Origin of the sequence: Trichocoleus sp. DQ-A1 (genome assembly GCF_039961955.1) — a bacterium.
In the GTDB taxonomy this organism is placed as follows: Bacteria; Cyanobacteriota; Cyanobacteriia; order Cyanobacteriales; family FACHB-T130; genus FACHB-T130.
This window is the reverse complement of the sequence record NZ_JAMPKE010000012.1, coordinates 146,643-170,996: the sequence shown is the minus strand read 5'-3', so window position 1 is coordinate 170,996 and position 24,354 is coordinate 146,643. Positions and strand designations below refer to the sequence as shown.

Genomic DNA, 24,354 nt, shown 5'->3' with positions numbered 1-24,354 from the left:
GTCTCGGTTGGTGCGAAAAACCTTGTCTTTCTCCAAATCGTTGGAGAATCACATTGGGGCAATCTGGTACTTTATCCACTACTACAACGCATCATTACGTGTTTAGCACTACCAACTCTGTACTAATCCAAATTGTTGGACTGGAAGATTCAGAAAACTCTTGCCCAATCCTCAATTCTAGAGCATCAATAGCATTATTTAAAATATTAAGAAAGGCCTGGTTAAGCTGGCTAGCATAACAATTAACTAAGGGTAAATCTTCATATTTTTTGATCACCTGAATCTCCGGGCGTTTCCCTTCTCCTCTAAGTCGATGCTGCAACAATAATAAAGTGCTATTCAACCCTTCATGGATGTCTACAGCTTTAATATCTGATTCATTAAGGCGGGAGAAAATGCGTAAAGCCAGGAGCATTGTGCAGATTCGCTCTACACCCGTTTGCATTGAGCCTACAAGGTTTTGAATATCTGAATTCAGAAAATCTAGATCGATTTCTTGAATTGCTTTTTGGATGGAAAGAGTAGGCTTTGGGTACTCTTGTTGATAGATACGAACCAGATTTAGCAAGTCTTGAATATATTTGCGTGCTGGATCGAGATTGCCAGAAATAAAGCCAATAGAATTATTGATTTCGTGAGCCATTCCTGCGGCTAATTGACCCAACCCAAGCATTTTTTCTTTTTGAACCAGTTGTGCTTGAGCCTTCTTGAGATCGCCTAAGGCTTGTTGAAGTTGTGAGTTCTGATTTTTCAACTGAGTTTGAAGGCTTTGAATTGTTAGTTGATTTTGAATCCTCGCCAAAACCTCCTCAATTTGAAAAGGCTTAGTAATATAGTCTACGCCCCCAACTTGAAAAGCTTTCACTTTATCTAAAACATCATCCAAAGCACTTAAAAAAATTACAGGTACAGAGGAAGTTTCAGTATCTTCCTTTAACCTTTCGCAAACTTCATAACCATTCATGCCCGACATATTAATATCTAACAATATTAGATCCGGCTGAAGTGTCTTAACTGCGGTTAAAGCCATTTGACCATTAATCGATTTACGAACGTTATATCCTTTATCTAACAGCAGGGAAGATAAAAATCGAATATTGTCTGGTGTATCATCAACTATCAGAATATCGGCTTTGAAGGTATTTGCTAATTTGGAATCCATTGGGCTTTGAATTAAAAGGGTATCAAAATTGTCAACCTGCTGATTATCGCTGCATCCCAAATAGTTAATCTTTGGAAAAAAAATAGGTGCTATTTCAATTTTATTAACTATCTTTATTTAATTTAAACTTATATCTAGTAACATAGACTACACGTTTAGCTTAAATATTATTGCTGTGTATCCGATACGATTAAGTTTGTTGCTTTTTTTCCCTCTACGGGTTTGGAAAATAGATATCCCTGTCCAAATTCACAATTTAAGTTTCTTAGCTGAGATAGCTGTTCGCCCGTTTCAATTCCTTCCGCAATTACACTCATATTTAGAGTTTGAGCAATCTTCATGATCGCCGGAATTAGTCCTAAACTATCTATTTTTTCATCTAAATAACTAATAAAAGAACGGTCGATTTTGAGAGTATCAACAGGGAAATTATATAAATAACTCAGGGAAGAATACCCGGTACCAAAGTCATCAATACATAACTGAATTTTACGTTCTCGAAGTTGCTGCATAATCGCTTTTACAGATTGAGTATTATTCATCAGAACACTTTCTGTGATTTCTAACTTTAAATTTTGAGGATTCAGTTGGGTCTCCGCGAGGATTTGGTCAATTTGCTCAATTAAATCTGGCTGAGCAAATTGCCGCGCTGAAAGATTGACACTCATAAATAGGGAATGATCGAGCAATTTTTCCTGATACCATTGCTGAAGCTGATGGCAAGCTTCCCGCAAAACCCAATTGCCAAGTTGGTTAATCAAACCTGTTTCTTCTGCTACAGGAATAAACAATCCAGGCGATACCATTCCTCGTTGGGAATGATCCCAGCGAACTAATGCTTCAAACCCAACAATTTTGCTGGTATCAAGGGCAATAATTGGCTGATAGTGGACAATGAATTCTTGTCGTTCGATGGCTCTACGCAAGTCATTTTCAAGCTGTAAAACTTGAATCACAGCATCGTGCATCTTTGGGTCAAAAATTTGGTATTGACCTTTTCCTAAGGTTTTGGCACGATACATTGCGATGTCTGCATCTCGCAATATATGTTCTGCTCGCTCGTAATTAGGATTGCTCATAGCAATTCCAACACTAGCGTTGATGAAAATTTCCTGTTTATTTAGTTGAAACGGAGAAGCAAAAGATTGAAGGATTTGATCGGCGATAAGGAGTACACTGCTGATATTTCCAACGTCTGTCAAGATAATCGCAAATTCATCACCGCCCAACCGAGCCAAAGTATGATGTTGACTGAGTAATTTTTCTAAGCGGCGAGCTAAATTAATTAACAGTTCGTTACCGGCAAGATGACCGAGAGAATCATTGACTACTTTAAAGCGATCGCAATCAAGAAACAACACGGCAAACGCCTCTCCTGAATGTTCCTTGGTGCGTGTAAGAGCTTGTTCTAGACGCTCCATAAATAAAACTCGATTAGGCAACCCTGTGAGATTGTCATAAAGTGCCATTTTTATGAGTTTTTCTTGAAGGAGCTTTCGCTCGTTGATTTCTCGCCTCAGTTCTTGATTCGCTACTTCTAGCTGAAAAGTCCGCTCTTTCACTCGTTCTTCAAGTTGAGCATTCAGTTGTTGGTTTTGGATTTTTGCGGCTCTTAACTCTAGTTGATTTTGAACACGAGCTAAAACTTCTTCAAATTGAAAAGGTTTGGCAACATAATCTGCTCCGCCAACCGAAAAAGCTTTTACTTTATCAAAAGCCTCGCTGAGAGCGCTTAAGAAAATTACAGGAATTGCAGCAGTTTTTGGATCGGATTTCAGTTTTTCACAAACTTCATAACCATCCATACCAGGCATCATAATATCAAGCAAAATTAGATCGGGGATAACAGTTTGTATCGCTGTCAGTGCCATTTGCCCGCTTAATGCCTTGCGAATGGTATAGCCTTGCTTCATTAGCAGACCAGACAGAAAACGCAAGTTTTCTGGGGTGTCATCAACGATGAGAATATCTTCTTTTGCCATAACGAGGGAGAAATTATTTATTTCAATTCTTTCATCATCGATTTTGGAAAATTCGTTAGTTTAGAATATTATTTAAAAGTCATTTTTATTCTATTTCCTGTTTGCAGTTAATGATAAAGGTTTAAAAAGTTTTGAACTAATTGATTGCAGCGTTAAATATTATTTAACCACTTATCTTAGACATTCTGCAATCATCTTCCACAGGTGTGAGAGTAGAGGAAGGCAATGGGAAAAAACCTATTTGCCATCCTGCAACAAAATTTTTCAATATCCTACTCCTGTTGGGAATGTGATAGAAGAGGCGAAAAATTGAGGGAGGTTTGCTGTGAGTTTTTACCAGTAAGCTGTGTTTGAGTTGATTGAATTAATTCCATAATTTGCTCAAACTGAAAATTTTCAACCAAATTGGTCAAAGCATTTATAACAAACGAATTTTCTGGGGGAATTTCCTGAAGGAGCTGAAGGAGCAAGAAATCGCTGCCTTGGGAAGCTGCATAGTGTAGCTGTTGTATCCATTCAGAGGGCATAGTGGAAATCTGAAGGGGGATGTCAGAATCGGAAGTCTCTGGTAAATTTTCCTTCCTGCTTTCGGTGGGTAATGCTTCCTCCTCATAGAGATATTGCACCCCTAGATATTTATTCATTTTAAAGAGTAGTTCCTCTTCTCGAAAAGGTTTACGCACGAAGTCATCGCATCCCGCTGACAAGATAATTTGTCTGTCTTCTTCAAAAACGCTGGCAGTTAGGGCAATAATTATGGTTGCCTCACCTTTTAAGGAAGCTCTAATTTTTTTGGTAGCTTCATAGCCGTTCATCACAGGCATCCGCATATCCATCCAGATTAGATGGGGTTCCCAACTCTCCCAAATTGCCACAGCTTCTTGACCATTTTCAGCTTCTTGCACCTCAAAGCCCAAGTAAGTAAGAAGCTTAACTAGGAGGAGACGATTTGTGGGCTTATCCTCTACAACTAGAACACGATAGATGGGTTGGTCAGGAGCTAAACCAATAACTTTTTTATAGATAGATTGGGATGTTTCAATCTCCATCTGCTCAACCAAACCTGCCTGAATCTCAAAGGTAAATTTGGCTCCCTGACCTGGATAACTACTGACTGCGATCGCTCCTCCCCCCATCAGTTGGACAAACTTTTGACTGATCGGTAAACCCAAACCCGTGCCTTGACAGGACTTCAGCCCAACTGAGGTTTGTCCAAAAGCTTCAAATAACCGATCGAATTCATTTGGGTCAATACCGGGGCCAGTATCTTCCACTTCAAAGAGCAGGCGGATAAAAGGCACAGGTGAGGAGTCTGCTTGTTCCCCGACACTCCTGCTTTCCGCCTCTCCTTCCTCCCCTGTAACGCGCAGGGTTACGCTGCCTTTGTCAGTAAATTTGATGGCATTACCGAGAAGGTTAATCAAGACCTGACGCAGCTTACTTTCGTCGGTTCTGACGTACTGGGGGACAGCAGCCGTGCATTCAAAGTTAAGCAAGAGTCCCTTGCTTGTGGCTTTGAGTTGTAGCATCTGTTCGAGACTATTGAGCAGACAATACAGATCAAAGTCATTTTCATGTAGCGTGACTCGCCCTGCCTCGATTTTAGCCATCTCTAAAACATCGTTAATCAATGCCAGCAGATGATCGCCACTGCGACTGATGATCTCCAGGTATTTCTGATGTTCGGCAGATAGGGAGGTATCAAGGCTCATCAATTGGGTAAAACCAAGGATGGCATTGAGGGGTGTCCTTAGTTCGTGGCTCATATTGGCAAGAAATTCGCTTTTAGCACTGTTGGCAGCATCAGCGGCTTCCTTGGCGATCATCAATTCAATTGACTGCTGTTGAGTTCGCGCTAGCAATTCTGCCTGTTGGATCGCAACGCCTAACTGTGCCCCAATTTGAACAACCATCTTGATTTCTGCCTCTTGCCATTGGCGAGAACCGGAATTTTGGTATGTTGCTAGCAAGCCCCACAGTTGATTGCTATGGAAAATCGGAACAATGATATAAGCTCGTGCTTGAAAGCGCTCCAACAGTTCTAGGTAACAAGCGTCAAATCCAGCCTGGTAGATGTCTGGGACACAACGATAACTGGTTCCTTGGCGATAAGTCCCGCCTTGATTTGCTTGCAAATAAGTATCTTGGATTGGCTCCTCTGCACTTCCCAAAGTTTTGCCAGCACAACCCACCTGGTTAACGGCAATCTTGGGCAGCTGAGATTGATGAATTTGTTCGGGAACTAGCAAATTCCAACCTTCTGCTACCGACTCCGATACAAAATCCCCACTCCAGTCGGGATGGAAACGATAGAGACCAACGCGATCGCAATTAATCGCATGGCGTAATTCTTCAGTCGTAGCGCTAAAAATTTTGTCAATTTCTAAGGTTTGGCGCATTCGCTGAATCACGAAAGCGATCGCTTTTTCCCGTTCTGCACTCTCCCGTAATGCGGCTTGTGCTGCTTGACGTGCCTGAGTCACTGCAATGAATTCGTTGACTAATTTAAGCCAATTAATTTCTTCTTGACTCCAGACTTTGGAGGAGCTTATGGCATCCAAACCCATAAAACCGACAACCGTACCAGCGTAAAGCGTCGGAACGGCAAGCCGGGACTGGATGCACTGGAGTTTTGTTAAAGTTGGTTCGGCGGCTAAGGGTGGGCGTTCGGCAGGAAATTGAACCGTTTTGCCACTCAAAAGTTGGTTGTGAACCCAGTGATGATTTTCAACAGGTAAACCTTGAAAGCGGTCGATCGCTGGCTGAATGCCAAAGCTGCACCACTCGTGGGTCATATTCCAGCCGTTTTGGCGATCGGAGTAATCAAACAGGTAAGTGCGATCGCACCCCAAAAACTCGCCAACGGCTTGCAGCGTGAAAGCGATCGCAGTATCTAAGTTTTCGTCAATCAGCATCCCAGAAATCCGGCTCAAGCAACTGTCCATCGCTGCTCGTTTTGTCAGCAATTCCTCCGCTAAGTTCCGCTCCAGCTCGGCTCCCGCTCTGGCAACAAAAATTTTCATAATCATTTCTTTGCCAGGATCGTGAGCCATTGGCTGCACATCCAACACCGCCAAATTGCCAATTGTATTGCCAGCCGAGTCTCTTAACGGAATTCCCCAGTAGCTTTGTGCGCCTAACTTCTCTAACGCTTGGAAGTCAGGAAAAAGTTCTTGTACCTCGGATGGATAAAAACCGCTCGTTCCCTTCAAGACGTTTTCGCAAGGACTACCCGCCAAGTCGTACTCGAAATTTTCGCCAAAGCCCTCACCCGTCCAGAATGCCAAAGTTCGCACTCTAGTTTCAGTATCATCTGCAAATTGACCGACTACAGCGTAGCGGACTCCCAAAACTTGGGCGAGATAGCGGACACAAGAGCGAAAGAACTCATTGCCAGTTGCAGAAGCTGTTCCCTCAACCATTAAGTGCAGTGCCTCTTCCCTCTGCTTGCGATCGGTAATATCAGTATGGGAACCTGCTATGCGATAGGCTGTGCCGGTTTCATCCCACAATGCCACGCCACGGGTCAGAATCCAGCGCCAGCTGCCATCTTTATGGGATGCCCGAAACTCTACCTCGTAGTTGGGGATTTTCTTAGTTAAATAGGCAAGCATCACCGCTAACACTCGCTCTGAGTCTTCTGGGTGCAGAATTTGGTTGAAAGTATCGATGCTATTCGGAATTTCTAAGTCTTCATAGCCCAACATACTTTTCCAGCGAGGCGACAGATATACATAATTTGCTGGAATATTCCAATCCCAAATCCCGCCATTAACTCCTTCTACCGCTAAAGCAAATCGTTCTTCACTTTGGCGGAGTGCGGCTTCCGCTTGCTTTTGGTTCGTAATATTGCTGAGGGTACAAACAATTCGTTCTACACTCCCATCCTCTGCTAGTTGCGGGTCGGCATTTACTAGCAGCCATCGTTGATTATGGCTCTCAGGATGGTCGATTCTCACGACAATATTATGAATCGGTTGGCGCTGGGCAATGCTGGACTGCACGGGTAGCTCTGGCGTTGGGAAGGGTGTACCATCTTCTTGCTGCAACAGCCAATTTGCACCAAATACCTGATGCGATAAATCCTCTGAGTTGAGATTGAGCAGATTAATCGCAGCTTGATTGTAGGTGAGAATTTCGGCATTAGCATTGAGCAGTAATACTCCTACCTGCATTTCTCGGATCAGCATCCGAAAGCGGTTCTCACTTTCCTGTAACGCTTGCTGTCGAACTAACTGCGCTGTTAAACGCCGATCGAATAGAGAGGTTAATAGGGCTAGGCTCAAAATGAACAAGGTAGCAATCCCGATAGCGATCGCCAACCAAGACTGAGTGATGGGGGGAGACGGCTCTAGTGGAAAGACTTTGTGAGGAGTAAAGTGAGTCGCCCACATTCCCGTGTAGTGCATCCCACTGATGGCAATTCCCATCAGGAGAGCGCTGCCGAATTTCTGCCACAGCAGACCTTTTAAGGATTGCTCTTGTAGCCGAAATGCCAGCCAAAGCGCGGCAAAAGAAGCAATGATAGCGATCGCTACCGATAGGCTCACCAATCTCCAGTCATACTCAATCGTCGCCTGGACTTGCATGGCTGCCATCCCTGTGTAGTGCATCCATGCAATGGCAATTCCCATACAAACCCCGCCGCCGATGACCAGCGGGATTGAAACAGCGCGACTCAGCAGCCACAAAGCAATGCTTGAGGCAAGAATCGCGCACATCAGGGAGAACAGGGTAATCCACACATCGTAATTGACAGCCTGTGGCAATTGGAAAGCCAGCATGGCAATGAAGTGCATTGACCAAATTCCGGTTCCCATTGCCCCTGCTCCACCCAGAAGCCAGCGCCATCGTCCCCGTTCCACAGCAGACCGCACTCGTCCGGCTAAGTCTAGGGCTGTGTAAGAAGCTATTACCGCGATCGCAAAAGAAAGGATTACCAAACCTAGGTTATAAGTGCCAGCCATTGCGCTATGCATATCTTTTTCAATGTCGCGGATTTCTAAAAATCAATCGATATAAAAAAGTTTTTCAGCGAAAGGAATGCATTTGTGAATGGCTTCCTTAATCTCGCCCCACGAGTTTTTTTGAACTTACAAGTCCCGTTTCGATTCCTACCAACCCCCGCATAATGGCAGGCATAGCCTATCGCATTCGCGCTGCTACAAAACGGTAGAAAAAGGAGGGGAAATATAGTCAAAGTTCCCCTTGGAAAATGAGATTTAGGGGAACCTCTGTGTACATCGTATCGAATTAGCCTGCCTAAAGAAAGAACTTCCTCTGTGTTTAGACGAATCAGTAAACATTGCCCGAATCGGACAATTAAATTTTTTTGAGAATTTGCTTTAAAATCCGTAAGTTTGTACTTGATTTTTTTGATTTCATAAGATACTACTTCAACTAAAGCGTCGGATGGAGGCAGTATAAAGTTCTGTCAACTACCTAAACTAGCATTCTTTAATTAAATATGCCTTATTAAGAATCACTTACAGATAGGCGCTAACCTTATTGCTTTAAGCGATTCGTTTACAAGCCGCGCAAACAAAGGATTTCAGCAGTTTTTCCAACTCAAGCAAATAAATTACTAAGTATAATTCCCTACTTTTCCTACTTTTCCTACTTGCTGTTTGGGTCGAATATAATCATCTATCAAAGGTCAAGGGTTGCGATCGCGCTTTTATCATGTATCAATTATTAGGTTACAGATTCTTGGCAATTCCATAACCTCCACCTCCTGGTGTTTCGATAACAAATACATCGTCACGCTGCATTTCTACAACCCCTGTACCGCCTAATTCCTCTATAGTTTCATCAGTACGCTGCACATAATTTTTCCCGACTGCACCCGCTTCACCACCATGCAAACCAAAGGGAGAAATGACACGACGACTTGATAAAATTCCAGCAGTCATGGGTTCAAGAAAACGCAGGCGACGGATAACACCATTCCCTCCATGATGATGTCCATTCCCGCCGCTATTGGGACGAATCGCAAAACTTTCTAAAAGGACAGGAAATCGCCATTCCAATACTTCTGGGTCGGTAAGACGGGAGTTTGTCATGTGAGTTTGTACGGCGTCGGTGCCGTCGAAGTCAGCGCCAGCGCCGGAACCGCCACAGATGGTTTCGTAATATTGATAGCGATCGCTTCCAAAGGTGAAATTATTCATCGTTCCTTGGGAAGCTGCCATCACCCCCAGCGCCCCATACAAAGCATCGGTAATGTTTTGCGAAGTCTCTACATTTCCCGCCACCACAGCAGCAGGATAACGCGGATTTAACATACAGCCTTCGGGAATAATAATTTCCAAAGGTTTGAGACAACCCGCATTGAGGGGAATATTGTCATTCACTAAAGTGCGGAAGACATACAATACTGCTGCCTTGCACACGGCTGCTGGTGCGTTTAAATTACTCGGTTGCTGAGGAGAAGTGCCGGTAAAATCTATTTTGGCGCTGCGAGTCGATTTGTTGATGGTGATGGTAACTGCGATCGCGCTGCCATTATCCAGAGGACAGGTGAAACTGCCATCTTTGAGAACTTCGATAACCCGACGTACCGACTCTTCCGCATTGTCCTGTACAAAGCCCATATACGCTTGCACAGTCTCTAAACCATAATGCTCCATCATCTTGTGGAGTTCCTGCACGCCGCGTTCGTTCGCCGCAATTTGTGCTTGCAAATCTGCAATATTTTTACTGGGATTTCGGGCTGGATAAGCGCTGGATGCCAGCAGTTCCAGCAATTCTTTTTCTCGAAAATGTCCTCCCTCTCCTAGTTGGAAATTATCAAGTAGCACTCCTTCTTGTTCTACTGTGGTGCTGTTTGGAGGCATGGAACCTGGGGTAATCCCCCCAATATCTGCATGATGTCCCCGCGAGGCAACGTAGAAGAGGGGAAGCGTAGGAGGGGAGATTGTAACGCGATTTATTGCGTCTGGAGAGGAAGCAAATACAGGGGTAATTACAGTGATATCGGGTAGGTGCGTACCGCCGTTGTAGGGATTATTTGAGGCAAAGACATCTCCGGGTTGAATCGTGTCGCCACAGGCGTCAATTAAACTTTTGACGCTTTCACTCATGGAACCCAAATGTACGGGAATATGGGGGGCGTTGGCGACTAACTGCCCGTGTTGGTCAAAAATTGCACAGGAGAAATCTAAGCGTTCTTTGATGTTGACTGAGGAACTGGTATTTTGCAGAGTGATACCCATTTGTTCGGCGATCGCGCGAAACAAATTATTGAAAATCTCCAGCATCACCGGATCGGGACGATTTAAGATGCTGGATTCTGGATTTTGGATTGAGAATTGTAAATCTGCCGAACGCTGCAAAATCAGATGATTGCGATCGCTTAGCTGTGCTTGCCAACCGGGTTCAATGACATTCGTACCCGTCGCATCGGCAATGATAGCAGGGCTAGAAATCCAGTCTCCGGGTTGCAAATCCTCTCGCTTATACACTGGCGTCTCGTGCCACCGATCCGCCGCATACATCTGTACAGTTGCCACCGGCGAGGGAAGTTCATCACTGCGACGCTGAATGACTGCTTCCTCTACTCTCTCCGTCTTCGCCACCACCTCAACTGAAACTGCCTCTACAATCAGCCTTTTATCTTCCACAACAAAGCCGTAACGCTGCCGGTGCAACTCCTCAAACCACCCCCTCATCGCCGCCGTATCCCCAAAATCTACAATCAGCGCCGAATCAGTCCCCTCATACCGTAAATGCACCTTCCGAAAAACCTCAATCTCAACATCCTCCCTTCTCTCTTCTTCCTGTCTTTCCTCTGCGTCCTTGGCGTCGTGGCGGTTCGTTTCCTCCTCCCCCTCCCTTGCCAACTGGCTTAACATCCCCTCCAAACTCAGCACTAACTCCTCACTCAGATGCGCCTCCACCGCCCGTTCTCGCAGCACCCGCATATCTGCCAAACCCATACCATAAGCCGATAACACACCAGCGTAGGGATGAAGAAACACCTGCTTCATCCCCAACGCATCGGCAATCAGACAAGCGTGTTGTCCCCCCGCGCCCCCAAAGCAGCACAAAGTATATTCCGAAACGTCATAACCGCGCTGGAGAGAGATTTTTTTAATTGCACTTGCCATTGTTTCAACTGCGATCGCGAGAAATCCAGCCGCCACTTGTTCCGGCGTCCGATTGTCCCCAATTTCTGCCGCCAGTTCATTAAACTTTTGCCGCACTACTTCTGCATCTAGCGGCAAATCTCCGTTCGATCCAAACAATTTCGGGAAAAACTTCGGTTGCAACTTGCCCACCATCACATTGCAATCCGTCACCGTCAGCGAACCGCCTTTTCCATAGGCAGCGGGACCCGGATTTGCCCCCGCTGATTCGGGTCCCACGCGATACCTCGCCCCATCAAAAAAGAGAATCGAACCGCCACCAGCAGCAACCGTATGAATTGCCATCATCGGCGTCCGCAGCCGCACTCCGGCAACTTCCGTTTCAAAGGTGCGTTCGTATTCGCCGTTATAGTGGGCGACATCCGTAGAAGTTCCGCCCATATCAAAGCTGATAATTTTGTCGAATCCCGCCATCAAGCTTGTCTGTACCGCGCCGACGATGCCCCCAGCAGGGCCAGATAAAATACTGTCTTTCCCTTGAAACTGTTGGGCATCGGCAAGTCCACCGTTGGATTGCATGAACATCAACTGGGGAGAGTTTTGAGTTGAAAATTCCGATTCCAAACTGGCTAGCTGACTGGCAACTCGATCTACATAACGCCGTAAAATAGGCGATAAATAAGCATCAACAACGGTAGTATCACCGCGACTCACCAACTTCATCAACGGGCTAACTTCGTGCGATACCGAGACTTGGGTAAATCCAATTTTCCGCGCTGCATCTGCTATTTGTTTCTCGTGTTCGGGATAGCGATAGCCGTGCATGAAGACAATGGCACAGGAGCGAATCCCGTCGTTGTACGCTTCTTGTAGAGATGCGATATATCCTGTTTCTACGGGGATTAATTCTTCGCCTTGGGCGCTGTAGCGTTCCTCGACCTCAATCACTCGCTCGTAGAGCATCTCTGGCAATACAATGTGACGGGCGAAGATATCGGGGCGATTTTGGTAGCCGATGCGAAGGGCATCTCGAAATCCCTGAGTAATGACCAGAAGAGTGCGATCGCCCTTGCGTTCCAGTAGCGCATTCGTCGCCACAGTGGTTCCCATCTTGACAACTGCAATCTGTTCCGATGGAATAGGTGCATCTGCCGCAATTCCCAAAATGTCCCGAATTCCCTGTATCGGCGCGTCAGTATACCGTTCGGGATTCTCCGACAGCAGCTTATGAATCACCAGTTGTCCATCCGGACGCCGCGCCACAATATCAGTAAACGTACCACCCCGATCGATCCAGAATTGCCAGCGGTTATTTACGTCGGAAGGTAGATTGGAATGCATAATAAAAAATAATTGCGCGATGTTGATGATAAAATCTTTCTAATTAATTCTTATTATAAATACCGTTGCTAGTTTGTCCGGTTTTAGTTTAAAAACATCCAACCTATTTTAATAAACATATTTTTTGATATAAAAATAGCTTTTGTAGCAGGAAAATTTGTCAATATTAATTGCTGTAACTTCTAAAAGTAAAATGAATAATCTAACCTTTTATTTAACTTTTATTTACAAAAAGGATGTTTTAGAGAATGCTTTACTTCACAGAAACAGAGAAAGCTAAAGTTCTAATTGATGAATATTCAAAACGCCAGCTTTTGTACTTAGATACGGAAGTTGCCGATTATAATACTCGCAAGCCTAAACTCTCTTTAATTCAAATATTAGATGACTTTACCGATGTAAGCGGAGATAGCGTTTGCATTTTAGATGTTTTAGATAATCCTGAAATTGCAGAAATCTTTATTAAAGAAATCATGGTTAATCCTGCAATTGAAAAGGTCTTCCACAATTCTAGCTACGATCTGAAGTTATTAGGTAAAACCAAAGCTAAAAATGTAAGTTGCACCTTAGAAATTGCCAAATCAATTCCTTACTATTTATTGCCAGTACCAAATTTACAATTGAGAACTCTGGCAGAAAAGCTGTGCTATTTTCCCAATATAGACAAAACCGAACAAAGCAGCGACTGGGGACAGCGACCGCTGACAGAAAGTCAGCTACAGTATGCAAAAATGGACCCGATTTATCTGGCTCACGTGCATCAGCGGCTGTTGGAATTAACTCAATTGAGTAGTCCAGATCCAGAACAGGAAGATGTAACAGCTCTAGCCCAACGCTATCGAGAAATTGAGCAGGAATGGAAGTTGCTAGATACCGAAATTGACCACATCCAAAATAGGCTCAAAGCCGCAATGCAGGCACAGGAACTATCAGAGACGAAATATTTCCAATTATCCAGTTATGAGCGAACTACAAAAAAGATTCCGTTTAACCAGTTGGCAAGAATAGCGGAAATTCATGGAATTGATTTAGAGTTTCCGGTAACGCTAACCCAAAATCTTCAGAAGGACTTAGGAGAATTGGTCGCGGAACTTCCCGTGGAAGAAGAGAAAACTACTATCTGGCGGTTGAATCCCAAAGAGCAGGAAGATGAAGAGGATGATGGGATTCCATTTTAAGGAATATTCTGTTAATTCAAGTAACTATCTCTTTCTTCCAGTCTTGGGATTCACCTTTTATCTGGAATAGCAGTCTGTTCTCGTGTGTAAAAGCTCGTAGCTAACCTTCGTATTCAAGGGGTTTCTGTAATGCTTCCTGATTTATTGCATCGCAAACAGACACATTTCGTTTTGTGGCGTCCAGGAGATATTCAACCCCCTCCAACGCTTTACATCGGCGACTTCGCTGGAGATAATCCAAGCTCATTTGAAAATTTTCAAGAATTAGACTTAATCCAATCAACAGATTTTCCAGAACTTTGGGAAATACCAGCGGAAAACTGCAATTTAACAGACGGAGAGGTTTATTTTTACTGGTTTAAAGTCCGCGACACTGACGCCTACACCAACACCCATCGAATTCTCTACTGCACCGATCCTACCGCTTACACGGTGGATCGGCGTTTCTCTGCACCGAAAATCCTTTCAGAAGAGGGAATGTCCGACCTAGATCCAGCTAGCGTCATCCTCTACCGAGATAAAATGCTGGTTCCGTGCGATCCGAAGGGGCAAACAGCGGACTGGGAAGGAGATACGATAGAAAACCTACAACCGAATAATCGGCTAGTGATTTACGAGTTGCCCACTCGCTGGACTCGAATTCGTTCAACTGGAGGAATTCAAGAAGGAAACGGGACTTTTCGAGACGTAGTTTCTCTATTTGTGGAAGAAGCGATCGCACCTACTTTTTCCTCAGTCCGCGCCTTACAAAACCGCGCTCATCTGGTGGAATTAGGTGTCAATGCTTTGGAACTTTTACCGCCATCTGATAGCGATCAAACAGATAATTGGGGCTACGGTACGGCTAATTATTTTGCAGCCGATTATGACTTAGGTCGCCCGGACAGCCAAGAAGCGCCCACGGCTTCCACCGATTCAATCAATCTCATCAAAGTTTGCCATCAACACGGCGTGCGCTTTTTTGTTGATGCGGTAATGGCTTTTTCTTACAACAATCCTTACCGCAACGTTAATTATGTAGAATTTTATATCAAGTTTAATAGTGGCGATCCAGAACAAGGAAATCGGGACGGATTTGGCGGTGATTTGTTTAAGTACAACTATTGGGTAGAAGGGTATCATCCGCTTGCAGGTACGCGATCGCGTTTTGTTCCTGCCCGCGAATATATGAAAGCCTACATCGCCCACTGGATGGATTACTATCGGGTAGATGGTTTGCGCCTCGATAGCGTCAACAATATCGGCAATTATGACTTTTTGCAGGAATTCAAAGATTATGCGCGATCGCTTTGGCAAGAACAAAGCAAAAGCGGTGATAAATTTCTCGTAGTCGGTGAAGAATTAAGCGTACCTCTCGCTTTAATTTCACAGAATCGTCTCGATGGATTGTGGAACGAAAAGTTTAAGCATATTATCCGTAGCGTCATTCTAGGACAAAATTCGTCTGATGAGCCTAGCTTTGAATGGAGCGTCCGCAAACTCATTGACTGTCGTAATTTAGGGTTTGCAGATGGTTCTCAAGCAGTTAATTATCTGACTTCCCATGATGTAGGAGGCTTTGGCAACGAACGCTTCTACAGCTACCTAAATAATAATCAAGTTTTTGATACAGAAAAGCGCATCAAGCTAGCATTTGTTTGTTTGCTCACTGCTGTCGGGATTCCGATGATTTTGGCAGGAGATGAATTCGCCGATCAAAATGACTTGCCAACTTCAGATGACCATAAAAAACAGGTCGATCCGGTCAACTACAGCCGTCTAACTGATGATTGGCGACAGCGTATTTTTAATTATGTTGCCCGACTAGTAAAGTTTCGTACTACTTCTAATGCCTTAGCAGTCAACGACACTCATTTTCTCCATGCAGACTTCAATGAAGGCAAGCGGGTTCTAGTCTGGCAGCGAGGTAAAGACGATCAGTTAGTAGTTGTGGTAGCAAATTTCTCTGAGTATGGGACTCCTCCCGGTTCTGAGTATAAAGTACCCAATTGGCCTGCAACTCCGCCTGGTAAACAGTGGAAAGAGATCGCGCAAGATCGAATGGTTCCTGCTGAATGGGTTGGCAGAGAAGGTATCTTCCCCTGGGAAGCTAAGGTTTACGAGCTGGTTTAAACCTATTTACCCTCAGAGATAGGGGCACGGCACTGCCGTGTCTCTACTCACTCAATACTGGTCTCTTAATACTGGTTTCTAAACGCCAATACACACCATTTTCCCGCCGCATCAGTTTAGAGGCTATCAACTCTCGTCGCAGAGTGGCGCAGTCAGGATGGTGGCGCTTGATGATTTCATTCACCTGAAGTTCTGGGTAATTAATCCCGATTTCAAATTGGTTTGCCAACCACTTGAGAATCACTTGGCGTTTTTTGCGACTGGCAGGAATTTCTTTCAAGCGATTGCCTTCAAAAAAGTTCTTCAATACCTTGCTCTCCCATGCTTCCCCTTCTACATCTTCGACGAGAGAAGCCATGTTATCTGGAGTGAAAATCTCTTTGCTAAAGTTTTGCAGCGCCTCGCTATTGAGTCGATATAAGTGAGTATTGCCGTCAGGTCGCATATTCACCAAATTGAGTTCTTTCAGTTTACTTAAATGATGGGAGACAGTCGGCTCCTTCAGTTTCACAATCGCGGCTAATTCCTCGACGCTGCATTCCCGATTCGCCAGAATCCCCAAAATCTTTAATCGGCTTTCGTCAGCGAGAACCTTAAAGAAGCGTAGCAGGGTTTGAAATTCCGCTTTTTCCATCGTTTTACTTCTAATTAGATGCACATCTAATTAGAAGCTTATCTAATTAGTTTTGCAGTATGCAAGTCATCTTTCACAGATGGCTAATGCCGGAAGCCAAACCGCGACAGACGCCGGTCAGAAAGTCTAAATCCAGGGTTTCTATTGTGTCGCTCGGTTGATGGTAATGGGGATTTCGCATAAATGCTGTATCTGTCACCATCATTGCTTTATAGCCTAAATCCCAGAAGGGCGAATGATCGCTCAGTCGCGTTGAGCTGACGATTAAACCTTTATTCGGCACCGGCAACCATTCGCTTGGAACTCCAACTTTACGAATGTTGCGACTCAGGTGAATTAGATCGGGAATGCTCGGTAAATTGCCAATCAAAGCAATGTAATCACCCCGATTTGGGTAAAAACGTTCTAATCCAGCGGGATAGCGTTGGGAACCAGGGGCGGAATTGCAATATCCCAGCATTTCTAAGGAAAGCATCAAACGAAGTGATTGTCCTTGTTGCTTTAAATCAGATGCATATTGCTGACTCCCTAGCATCCCGTATTCTTCCATATCAAAGGCAACCAATCGCACCGGGTATTTTGCGGGTTCTGCTGCGAAAATTCTCGCCAATTCCAATAGCGCGGCGGCACCCGTTGCATTATCATCTGCGCCTGGGGTTCCGGGTGCAGCGTCATAATGTGCGCCAATAAGAATCGGTGGCTTCTGATTATTTGTCGCCGCTGGTAGATTCAGAATGAGATTCTGATGGTTTTGACCGCGAATGCTGAACTCGTGGGTTTCTACAGTTCCCCATTGTTGCAGTTGTTCGCGGATGTAATGCTGGACGTAGAAATGCCCCGAACTGGCGAGATAAGGGTCGCGATCGCGTACTATCTGGGTGAGATGAGATCGCAAGTTTTCTTTTAAATCCAATTGTCTATTGCTCCTAAGTTTCTAACCAAGCGCTCAAATCATTTACAGAGGAGAAATCCAACAGCGCCTCGCCCAAATATTCTTACTGGGGAATGGATAATTGCTGAATTTTAGTTTGTAGTTCGGGAGCGATCGCGCCAAACCGACGGGTAAGCTGATGCATAATCAATGCTACCCTTTCTCATTGCTGTCACTTTTGGCGGATATTTTGATAAATTACCGATCCTTGCATAATCTCCTCTCTAAATAATTGGCTAATCAAATCTTTTTCAAAGCCTGATACTGTTTATAGTATCTACCGCCAATCCTGAGCATGGAGATTCATCTGATGACGACTTACGCTCACCGCTCATCGAACGCTGTTTGGCTCCCTTTGTCACTCTCAGCTTGGCAAGATACCTATCAAACGCTGCATTTGTGGACACAAATTATTGGTAAAATTCGGTTAGCATTAGCCCCGAAAATCAACCATTGGTGGCACTCGACACTGTATGTCACCACCCCTGGACTTACCTCTGGCCCAATTCCTAACGGAACACGCAGCTTTCAAATTACCTTTGATTTTCTCGCTCACCAACTCAAAATCGAGACAAGCGAAGGTACAACCAAAAGTCTGGCACTTGCTCCTCGCTCGGTAGCTGATTTTTATCAGGAAGTGATGAACACCCTGAAGGATCTCGGTATCGAAGTGCAAATCTGGACAATGCCCCAAGAAATTGCCGATGCGATCCCATTTGAGCAAGACCATCAACATCATGCTTACAATCCGGAATCTGCTCAACGCTTCTGGCAAATTCTGGTACAAGCCAATCGCATCATGACCGTATTTCGCTCCCACTATATCGGAAAGTGCAGTCCTGTCCATTTCTTTTGGGGCAGTTTCGATCTGGCTGTGACTCGCTTTTCGGGACGAAGGGCACCCGAACATCCAGGAGGTGTACCCAACATGGCAGATTGGGTAACGCGAGAGGCTTATTCCCATGAAGTCAGCAGTTGTGGTTTTTGGTTTGGGGGTGGTTCAACAGAAGCCTTATTTTATGCCTACGCCTACCCAACACCAAGAGGATTTAAGGATTATCCAATTCAACCACAGTCTGCATTCTATAGCCCGGAGCTACAAGAATTTGTCCTGCCCTATGAGGCGGTGCGACAAGCAGACGATCCAGATACAGCCGTGCTGCAATTCCTACAAAGCACTTATGAGGCAGGGGCGAATTTGGGAGATTGGGAGCGAGCTGCGTTGGAAGATACTCCAGTAGTGAGTGAATAAAGCAAGTCTGCGATCGCTTCTATTTGTATATGGGATGATATTATCTCCGCTTTTTTCCGCGTCACTTCATAGAGAATTGGTATCACCAGGCGATCTAATGATTGACAAAAGAAGAAATCCGACAGCACCTCGCCCCAATCTTCTCACTGGAGAGCAGACCGACGTGATTGATAAAAAAAGGGATACGGTAATGCCGTACCCTTTTTTAAACCTAAAAAAATTGAATTTCAAATACCAGAACTGAGAACAAATAACCTCAACTGAGCGGTTATTTTAAACAGACAAAGCAGAGGAAAAAGCTTTGGACTGAGTGGGGTGGAGGAGATACTCAGAGTCAACTTTTTCAGCAGTCAAGGGCACCAGTTGCACCGCACAAGCTTTCAGTTCCGGTTGCAGTGATTCGGGACAAGATTCGGCATGGGTGAGGGCGTTCGCTTCGGCACCATCCGCCCAAAGAGCGCCCCAGTGCATGGGGACAAAGGTAACACCGGGAGCGATCGCCTTGGTGACTCTGGCAGGGAATCGCGCCGTGCCTCGACGGGTTCGCACTTCCACCCAATCATTCTCCTGAATCTTCAGAGAAGCCGCATCGCGGGGATGAATTTCAATGAATGGCTGCGGGTGCATCTGCCGAATTTTATCAATTCGTCCGGTACGGGTTTGGGTGTGCCAGTGTCCGTAAAGTCTGCCCGTCGTCAGAACGAAAGGATAATTAGGATCGGGCGGTTCTGCTAGTCCCCGCGAATGATAGGCACCAAACCGCGCCCGACCATCCGGCGTCGGAAAGCGAAAATCTGTGTAAAGCCGTTTTGAGTTTTGAGTTTTGTTAGCGTAGCGGTGCGTAGCACATTTTGAGTTTTGAGTTGAAGAGTTTAACGGAGAACTCAAATTTGGGGTATCAAAACTACGCTCGGGACAGGGCCACTGAAGCGGACCTTCTTGCGCCAGTCGTTCGTGACTGAGACCGCTCATATCGCAAACGCGATCGCGTGTCAACTTCACATATTCGGCATAGATGGAGGCTGGCGTCTCGTAGGGAAATTTGTCTGCAAAACCTAAGCGCCGTGCGACTTCTGTAAATATTTGCCAATCGGGTTTGGCTTCTCCTGGGGGAGTGCGAAATGCCTGACACAGCGTGACCACTCGCTCGGAGTTAGTCATCGTGCCAGTTTTCTCGCTCCACTGCGCCGCCGGGAGCAAAACGTGAGCAAAGGCGGCAGTTTCAGTGGGGTAGTAGGCGTCTTGATAGACCGTAAAAGGCGATCGCTGCAATGCAGCTTTCGCACGTTCCAAGTCAGGTAAACTGACAGCCGGGTTCGTAGCGGCAATCCAGAGAACGCCCACATCTCCGGTTTCCAAACCCGTGATAATGTCCCACGCCGTGCGACCCGGATAGGGCGAAATTTGTCCGGCGGGGAGTTGCCAAAACGCTTCAAGTTCCGCTCGATGTTGGGGATTTTTGACCACTCGATATCCGGGCAGAATGTGGCAAAGACCGCCGGTTTCCCGACCGCCCATCGCATTCGGTTGACCCGTCAGCGAAAACGGCCCTGCACCGGGTTTGCCAATCTGAGCCGTCATCAGGTGCAGATTCACGATCGTTCGCACCTTGGCAGTGCCTTCAGAAGACTGATTCACGCCCATCGACCACAGAGACAGCACGCGCTTCGACTGTGCCCAGTATCGAGCTGCTGTTTCCAGGTCAGAGATGGAAATACCGCATCGTTCGGCGACCACTTCCGGTGGATAGTGCTGGATGACTTCTGCAAAAGCCGGAAAATTCGTCGTGCAGTCTTCAATGAAATAAGTATCAATTGCGCCCCAACGCATCAGCAGGTGAGCGATGCCATTGAGTAGATCCATATCGGTGCCTGAGCGAATCGCTAAGTGCAAATCTGCTGCCTCAGCGGTGTTCGTCCGACGCGGATCGACCACAATCATTTTGACGTGGGAATTTTTTTTGTGGTGTTTCCGCAGGCGGTTAAAAACGATCGGGTGGCAATCGGCGGTGTTGCTGCCGATGATAAAAGCACAGTCGGTTAAGTCTAAATCTTCGTAGCAGCAAGGGGGGCCATCTGAACCAAAGCTTTGCATATAACCCGCAACGGCGGAGGACATACACAAGCGCGAGTTGGAATCAAAATTATTCGTGCCCAGACACCCTTTGAGCAGTTTCTGAGCAACGTAGTAATCTTCAGTTTGCAGTTGCCCGGAGCCGTACATACACACGGCGTCCGATCCTTGAGTTGCCAGAACGTTTTGCATCTTGCTCGCGACGAGATCCAAGGCTTCCTCCCAGGTGGCGCGGCGGAAAGGTTCATCCAGGGAGTCGCGGAGCATCGGATGGAGAAGGCGGTCTTTGGAAAGGGACTCGGCAACGGTAGCACCTTTGACACACACCATCCCGTGACTGGAAGGGTGCGCGCGATCGCCCTGCACTTTCCAGATGGGATTCCCTTGAGCATCCCGATGCGTTGGCTTACCGGCTTGCGCTGGAGGTGTCACCTCCAATCCACAGCCGACGCCGCAGTAAGGGCAAAGGGTTTTTGTACTGTCAGTTGTCATTCGTCAGTCGTCCGTTGCTAATTGCTAATTGCTAATTGCGATTAGCCATACTTTCATCGCTTGTTGGGGATTACCCATTGGATAATACCTAACAAGCGATGACTAATCATCATCATGAGCAAATCGGTTGAACAGAAAGTCGAGGGCGTAGTTCCGCAGGTTGTAATATTCCGGGTCTTCCATAATCCGGGCGCGATTCCGGGGGCGGGCGAAGGGAATTTTCAAAACTTCACCGATGTTTGCCGATGGCCCGTTGGTCATCATCACCAGCCGATCTGCTAGGAAGAGTGCTTCGTCGATGTCGTGGGTAATCATCAAGACAGTAACTTGATGTTCGCGCCAGATGGTCAGCAGTTCCTCTTGTAATTCTTCCTTAGTGATGGCATCTAAAGCGCCGAATGGCTCATCCAGGATTAATACTTTAGGGCGAATTGAGAGGGCACGCGCGATCGCGACTCGCTGTTTCATCCCTCCAGACAGCTGAGATGGTTTTTTATCTGCTGCTTCAGTCAGCCCCACCATTGCGAGGTGATCCCGAACGATGGTGACTTTTTCCGATCGGGGTTTGCCAGGATAAACAGAATCCACTGCTAGGTAAACGTTCTCGAAGGCAGTCAGCCAGGGAAGCAAGCAATAATTCTGGAATACCATCATCCGGTCTGGGCCGGGTTCGCGGATTTTCAGGGTTTCCAGGCGTACTTCACCGTCAGTTGGCTTATTGAAACCTGACACCATGTTTAACAGGGTGGATTTGCCGCAACCAGAGTGACCGATCAGGCAGATAAATTCGCCTTCATAGACGGTGAGGTTTACCCCATCTAGAACGGTATACGGTCCGGTAGGAGTGGGATAAACCTTGGAAACGTCTTCAATGACCAAAAACGGGTCGCGGTTGACGGTTTCTTGGGTTAGTTGGGTGACGACGCCAGTGTTGTTCAAAGTGTGCATGGGGAGGTGAAGGTTGTTAATCGCTAATCGCGAATTGTTCTTGCCATAGTTCCATTAGCGAATGGCTAATGACTGATTACTAACGACTCGCAACTAAGGGGTCGATGTTAATCTCTTCGATACGAATTGGACGCTTAATTTCCAAGCTATTGAGGTACTTAATGGGATCGTCGGGATTGAAAATGGTGCCATCAAACATTTGCATGGGTGCGCGATCGCGTCCGATATCCATTAAGCCGAGTTCCCGCGCCGCTTCCCTAAATACATCAATGCGCCGCACTCGTTCTTGAATTTCTAGCCAGTTTTTGGGGAACGGAACAATTCCCCATCGTGCTAGCTGAGTCATCACCCACAGTCCTTCCTCCGGTTCTGGAAAGTTCGCTTTATCGACAAAGAACTGGTTATAACGCAACATCTGTTCGGGTGCTGCGCCCGTCCCGCGAATGTAGGGATCGATAAAGCCGGGACGGGTGTATTCAGGGGCGGAGCCGATGTATTGCGGCTGACACAGTAAGTTGACAATTTCTTCCCGATTGCGTCGGTCATCGCAGTATTCGCAAGCTTCCAAAAGCGCTTTTATCAATGCGATATGAGTTTGCGGGTACTTATTTGCCCATTCTTCCTGGCATCCGAGTACCTTCTCCGGATGTCCCGCCCACAACTCCATATCGGTGGCGATGACAAAACCGAGTTTTTCATGAACGGCGCGAGAGTTCCAAGGTTCGCCGACACAGTAGCCATCAATACTTCCAGATTTCAGATTAGCGACCATCTGGGCGGGTGGAATCACCGTCAAACTGACATCTCGGTCGGGATCGATGCCGCCACTTGCCAGCCAGTAGCGCAGCATCATGTTGTGCATAGAGGCAGGATGCACCACTCCGAGTGTATGGATCTTGTCAGGAGTTTGCGCGATCGCTTCCTTGAAATCTGCCAAGGTGCGAACGCCGCGATCGTACAAATCCTTACTGAAGGTAATCGCATTGCCATTGCGCGATAAAGTCATCGCCGTACACACGGGCAGTGGCGGGCCATCGGCTCCCAAGGTCATTGCCATCGGCATTCCGGCAACCATCTGGGCAGCGTCTAGGCGTCCCGTCGCCACCCCTTGCGCGATCGCTTTCCAACTGGGTTCGCGGTTCAGCGTCACATCTTCTAACCCGTGCTTAGCGAAGAAACCTTTTTCTTTTGCCACCACCAAAGGGGCGCAGTCAGTTAGGGGAATAAAGCCAATTTCCAGATTGACTTTCTCCAACCCATTCCGGGCAACCACCGCCGGTTGCGTTGCTTTGCGCTGCTTGGCTTTTTTCTGCTGGTTGAGGAAGTAAATCATCTCATTCCGCAAACCGTAGTAGCTAGGATGATTGACAACCTCCATGCGCTTGCGTGGGCGAGGGATGGAGACTTCCAGAATTTGCCCGATATGGGCATCTGGGCCGTTAGTCAGCATCACAATTCGGTCAGATAGTAGCAGCGCTTCGTCCACATCGTGCGTCACCATGATTGCGGTGACTTTGCTTTCCTGACAGATTTGCATCAACTTTTCTTGCAAGCCGCCCCGTGTCAAGGCGTCTAGCGCGCCGAACGGTTCATCGAGTAGCAGCAACTTAGGACGAAGGGCGAGGGCACGCGCGATCGCTACCCGCTGTCTCATTCCCCCCGATAGCTGACCGGGTCGTTTATCCGCAGCGTGCCGCAATCCCACCAAATCGATGTGATGCTCCACAATCCCCTTGCGCTCACCTCTGGGCCGGTCCTGTAATACTTCATCTACCCCCAGAGCGATGTTTTCCCGCACGGTGAGCCAGGGAAGCAGCGAATAATTTTGGAACACGACCATTCGGTCTGGTCCCGGTGAAGTCACCTGTCGCCCTTCTAAAATCACTCCCCCACTCGTCGGTCTATCTAGACCAGCCACCATATTTAGTAGGGTTGATTTGCCGCATCCAGAATGTCCAATTAAAGAAACAAATTCACCTTGTTTGATTTTCAGGTCAATATTCTTGAGTGCCACATAAGTACCGCCATTGGCAAGCGAGTACACCCGGTCAACATGGTCAATTTCTACAAAGACAGACATAGCAATAGGACTGAGGTATGAGGACTGAGAGAAGTGAGGACTGAGGTATGAGGGCTGAGGACTGAGAGAAGGAACTAAAAGA

The 24,354-nt window shown here is 46.4% G+C and carries 12 protein-coding genes and 2 pseudogenes; 4 read left to right on the top strand and 10 right to left on the bottom strand.

All coding sequences use genetic code 11. The annotated features are described in order from the left end of the window. A pseudogene (locus NDI33_RS14285) lies at nucleotides 1-106 on the top strand (IS1 family transposase); the annotation flags it as partial. Here NDI33_RS14285 and NDI33_RS14280 read toward each other — a convergent pair. The 4 genes from NDI33_RS14280 to NDI33_RS14265 all read right to left on the bottom strand — a co-directional run bounded on the left by NDI33_RS14280 (nucleotide 95) and on the right by NDI33_RS14265 (nucleotide 12,572). Further along, a complete protein-coding gene (locus NDI33_RS14280; protein WP_190678983.1) occupies nucleotides 95-1,162 on the bottom strand; it encodes a response regulator in 1,068 nt (355 codons plus the stop codon). The pseudogene NDI33_RS14285 and the gene NDI33_RS14280 sit on opposite strands and share 12 nt — an antisense overlap. Before the next feature lie 167 nt (nucleotides 1,163-1,329). Then, on the bottom strand, nucleotides 1,330-3,144 hold the full coding sequence (locus NDI33_RS14275) for a GGDEF domain-containing response regulator (RefSeq protein ID WP_190678981.1): 1,815 nt from the start codon (nucleotides 3,142-3,144) through the stop codon (nucleotides 1,330-1,332). A 272-nt stretch (nucleotides 3,145-3,416) separates the two neighbouring features. Further along, nucleotides 3,417-8,123: an MHYT domain-containing protein gene (locus NDI33_RS14270; RefSeq protein WP_190678979.1), complete on the bottom strand. Its 4,707-nt coding sequence runs from the start codon at nucleotides 8,121-8,123 to the stop codon at nucleotides 3,417-3,419. A gap of 720 nt (nucleotides 8,124-8,843) precedes the next feature. Next, complete coding sequence (locus NDI33_RS14265) at nucleotides 8,844-12,572, bottom strand: hydantoinase B/oxoprolinase family protein (RefSeq protein WP_190678971.1); 3,729 nt, start codon at nucleotides 12,570-12,572, stop codon at nucleotides 8,844-8,846. Between the two features lie 248 nt (nucleotides 12,573-12,820). On the opposite strand from NDI33_RS14265, the gene NDI33_RS14260 reads away from it, so the two are divergent. Next, complete coding sequence (locus NDI33_RS14260) at nucleotides 12,821-13,750, top strand: ribonuclease D (protein ID WP_190678969.1); 930 nt, start codon at nucleotides 12,821-12,823, stop codon at nucleotides 13,748-13,750. A gap of 129 nt (nucleotides 13,751-13,879) precedes the next feature. Next, nucleotides 13,880-15,862 (top strand): alpha-amylase family glycosyl hydrolase, encoded by a 1,983-nt coding sequence (locus tag NDI33_RS14255; RefSeq protein WP_190678967.1) that lies wholly within the window; start codon nucleotides 13,880-13,882, stop codon nucleotides 15,860-15,862. Nucleotides 15,863-15,905: 43 nt separating this feature from the next. Here NDI33_RS14255 and NDI33_RS14250 read toward each other — a convergent pair whose 3' ends face one another. The 3 genes and pseudogenes from NDI33_RS14250 to NDI33_RS14240 all read right to left on the bottom strand — a co-directional run bounded on the left by NDI33_RS14250 (nucleotide 15,906) and on the right by NDI33_RS14240 (nucleotide 17,578). Next, the gene (locus tag NDI33_RS14250) at nucleotides 15,906-16,496 is read right to left on the bottom strand and encodes a metalloregulator ArsR/SmtB family transcription factor (protein WP_190678965.1); all 591 of its coding nucleotides are present in this window, start codon (nucleotides 16,494-16,496) and stop codon (nucleotides 15,906-15,908) included. A gap of 73 nt (nucleotides 16,497-16,569) precedes the next feature. Beyond that, on the bottom strand, nucleotides 16,570-17,409 hold the full coding sequence (locus NDI33_RS14245) for a M28 family peptidase (protein WP_190678963.1): 840 nt from the start codon (nucleotides 17,407-17,409) through the stop codon (nucleotides 16,570-16,572). 13 nt (nucleotides 17,410-17,422) lie between these two features. Then, nucleotides 17,423-17,578: pseudogene (locus tag NDI33_RS14240) on the bottom strand (DUF4351 domain-containing protein). Nucleotides 17,579-17,737: 159 nt separating this feature from the next. Between NDI33_RS14240 and NDI33_RS14235 the strand changes: the two are divergent. Beyond that, nucleotides 17,738-18,679 (top strand): DUF5996 family protein, encoded by a 942-nt coding sequence (locus NDI33_RS14235; protein ID WP_190678961.1) that lies wholly within the window; start codon nucleotides 17,738-17,740, stop codon nucleotides 18,677-18,679. Between the two features lie 273 nt (nucleotides 18,680-18,952). Here the strand turns inward: NDI33_RS14235 and NDI33_RS14230 are convergent, their stop codons facing one another. The 3 genes from NDI33_RS14230 to NDI33_RS14220 form a co-directional block, all read right to left on the bottom strand. After that, the gene (locus tag NDI33_RS14230; protein WP_190678959.1) at nucleotides 18,953-21,244 is read right to left on the bottom strand and encodes a nitrate reductase; all 2,292 of its coding nucleotides are present in this window, start codon (nucleotides 21,242-21,244) and stop codon (nucleotides 18,953-18,955) included. 102 nt (nucleotides 21,245-21,346) lie between these two features. Next, nucleotides 21,347-22,192 (bottom strand): nitrate ABC transporter ATP-binding protein, encoded by an 846-nt coding sequence (locus NDI33_RS14225; protein ID WP_190430024.1) that lies wholly within the window; start codon nucleotides 22,190-22,192, stop codon nucleotides 21,347-21,349. A gap of 79 nt (nucleotides 22,193-22,271) precedes the next feature. Then, the gene (locus NDI33_RS14220) at nucleotides 22,272-24,272 is read right to left on the bottom strand and encodes a nitrate ABC transporter ATP-binding protein (RefSeq protein WP_190440143.1); all 2,001 of its coding nucleotides are present in this window, start codon (nucleotides 24,270-24,272) and stop codon (nucleotides 22,272-22,274) included. Between the last annotated feature and the right edge of the window lie 82 nt (nucleotides 24,273-24,354).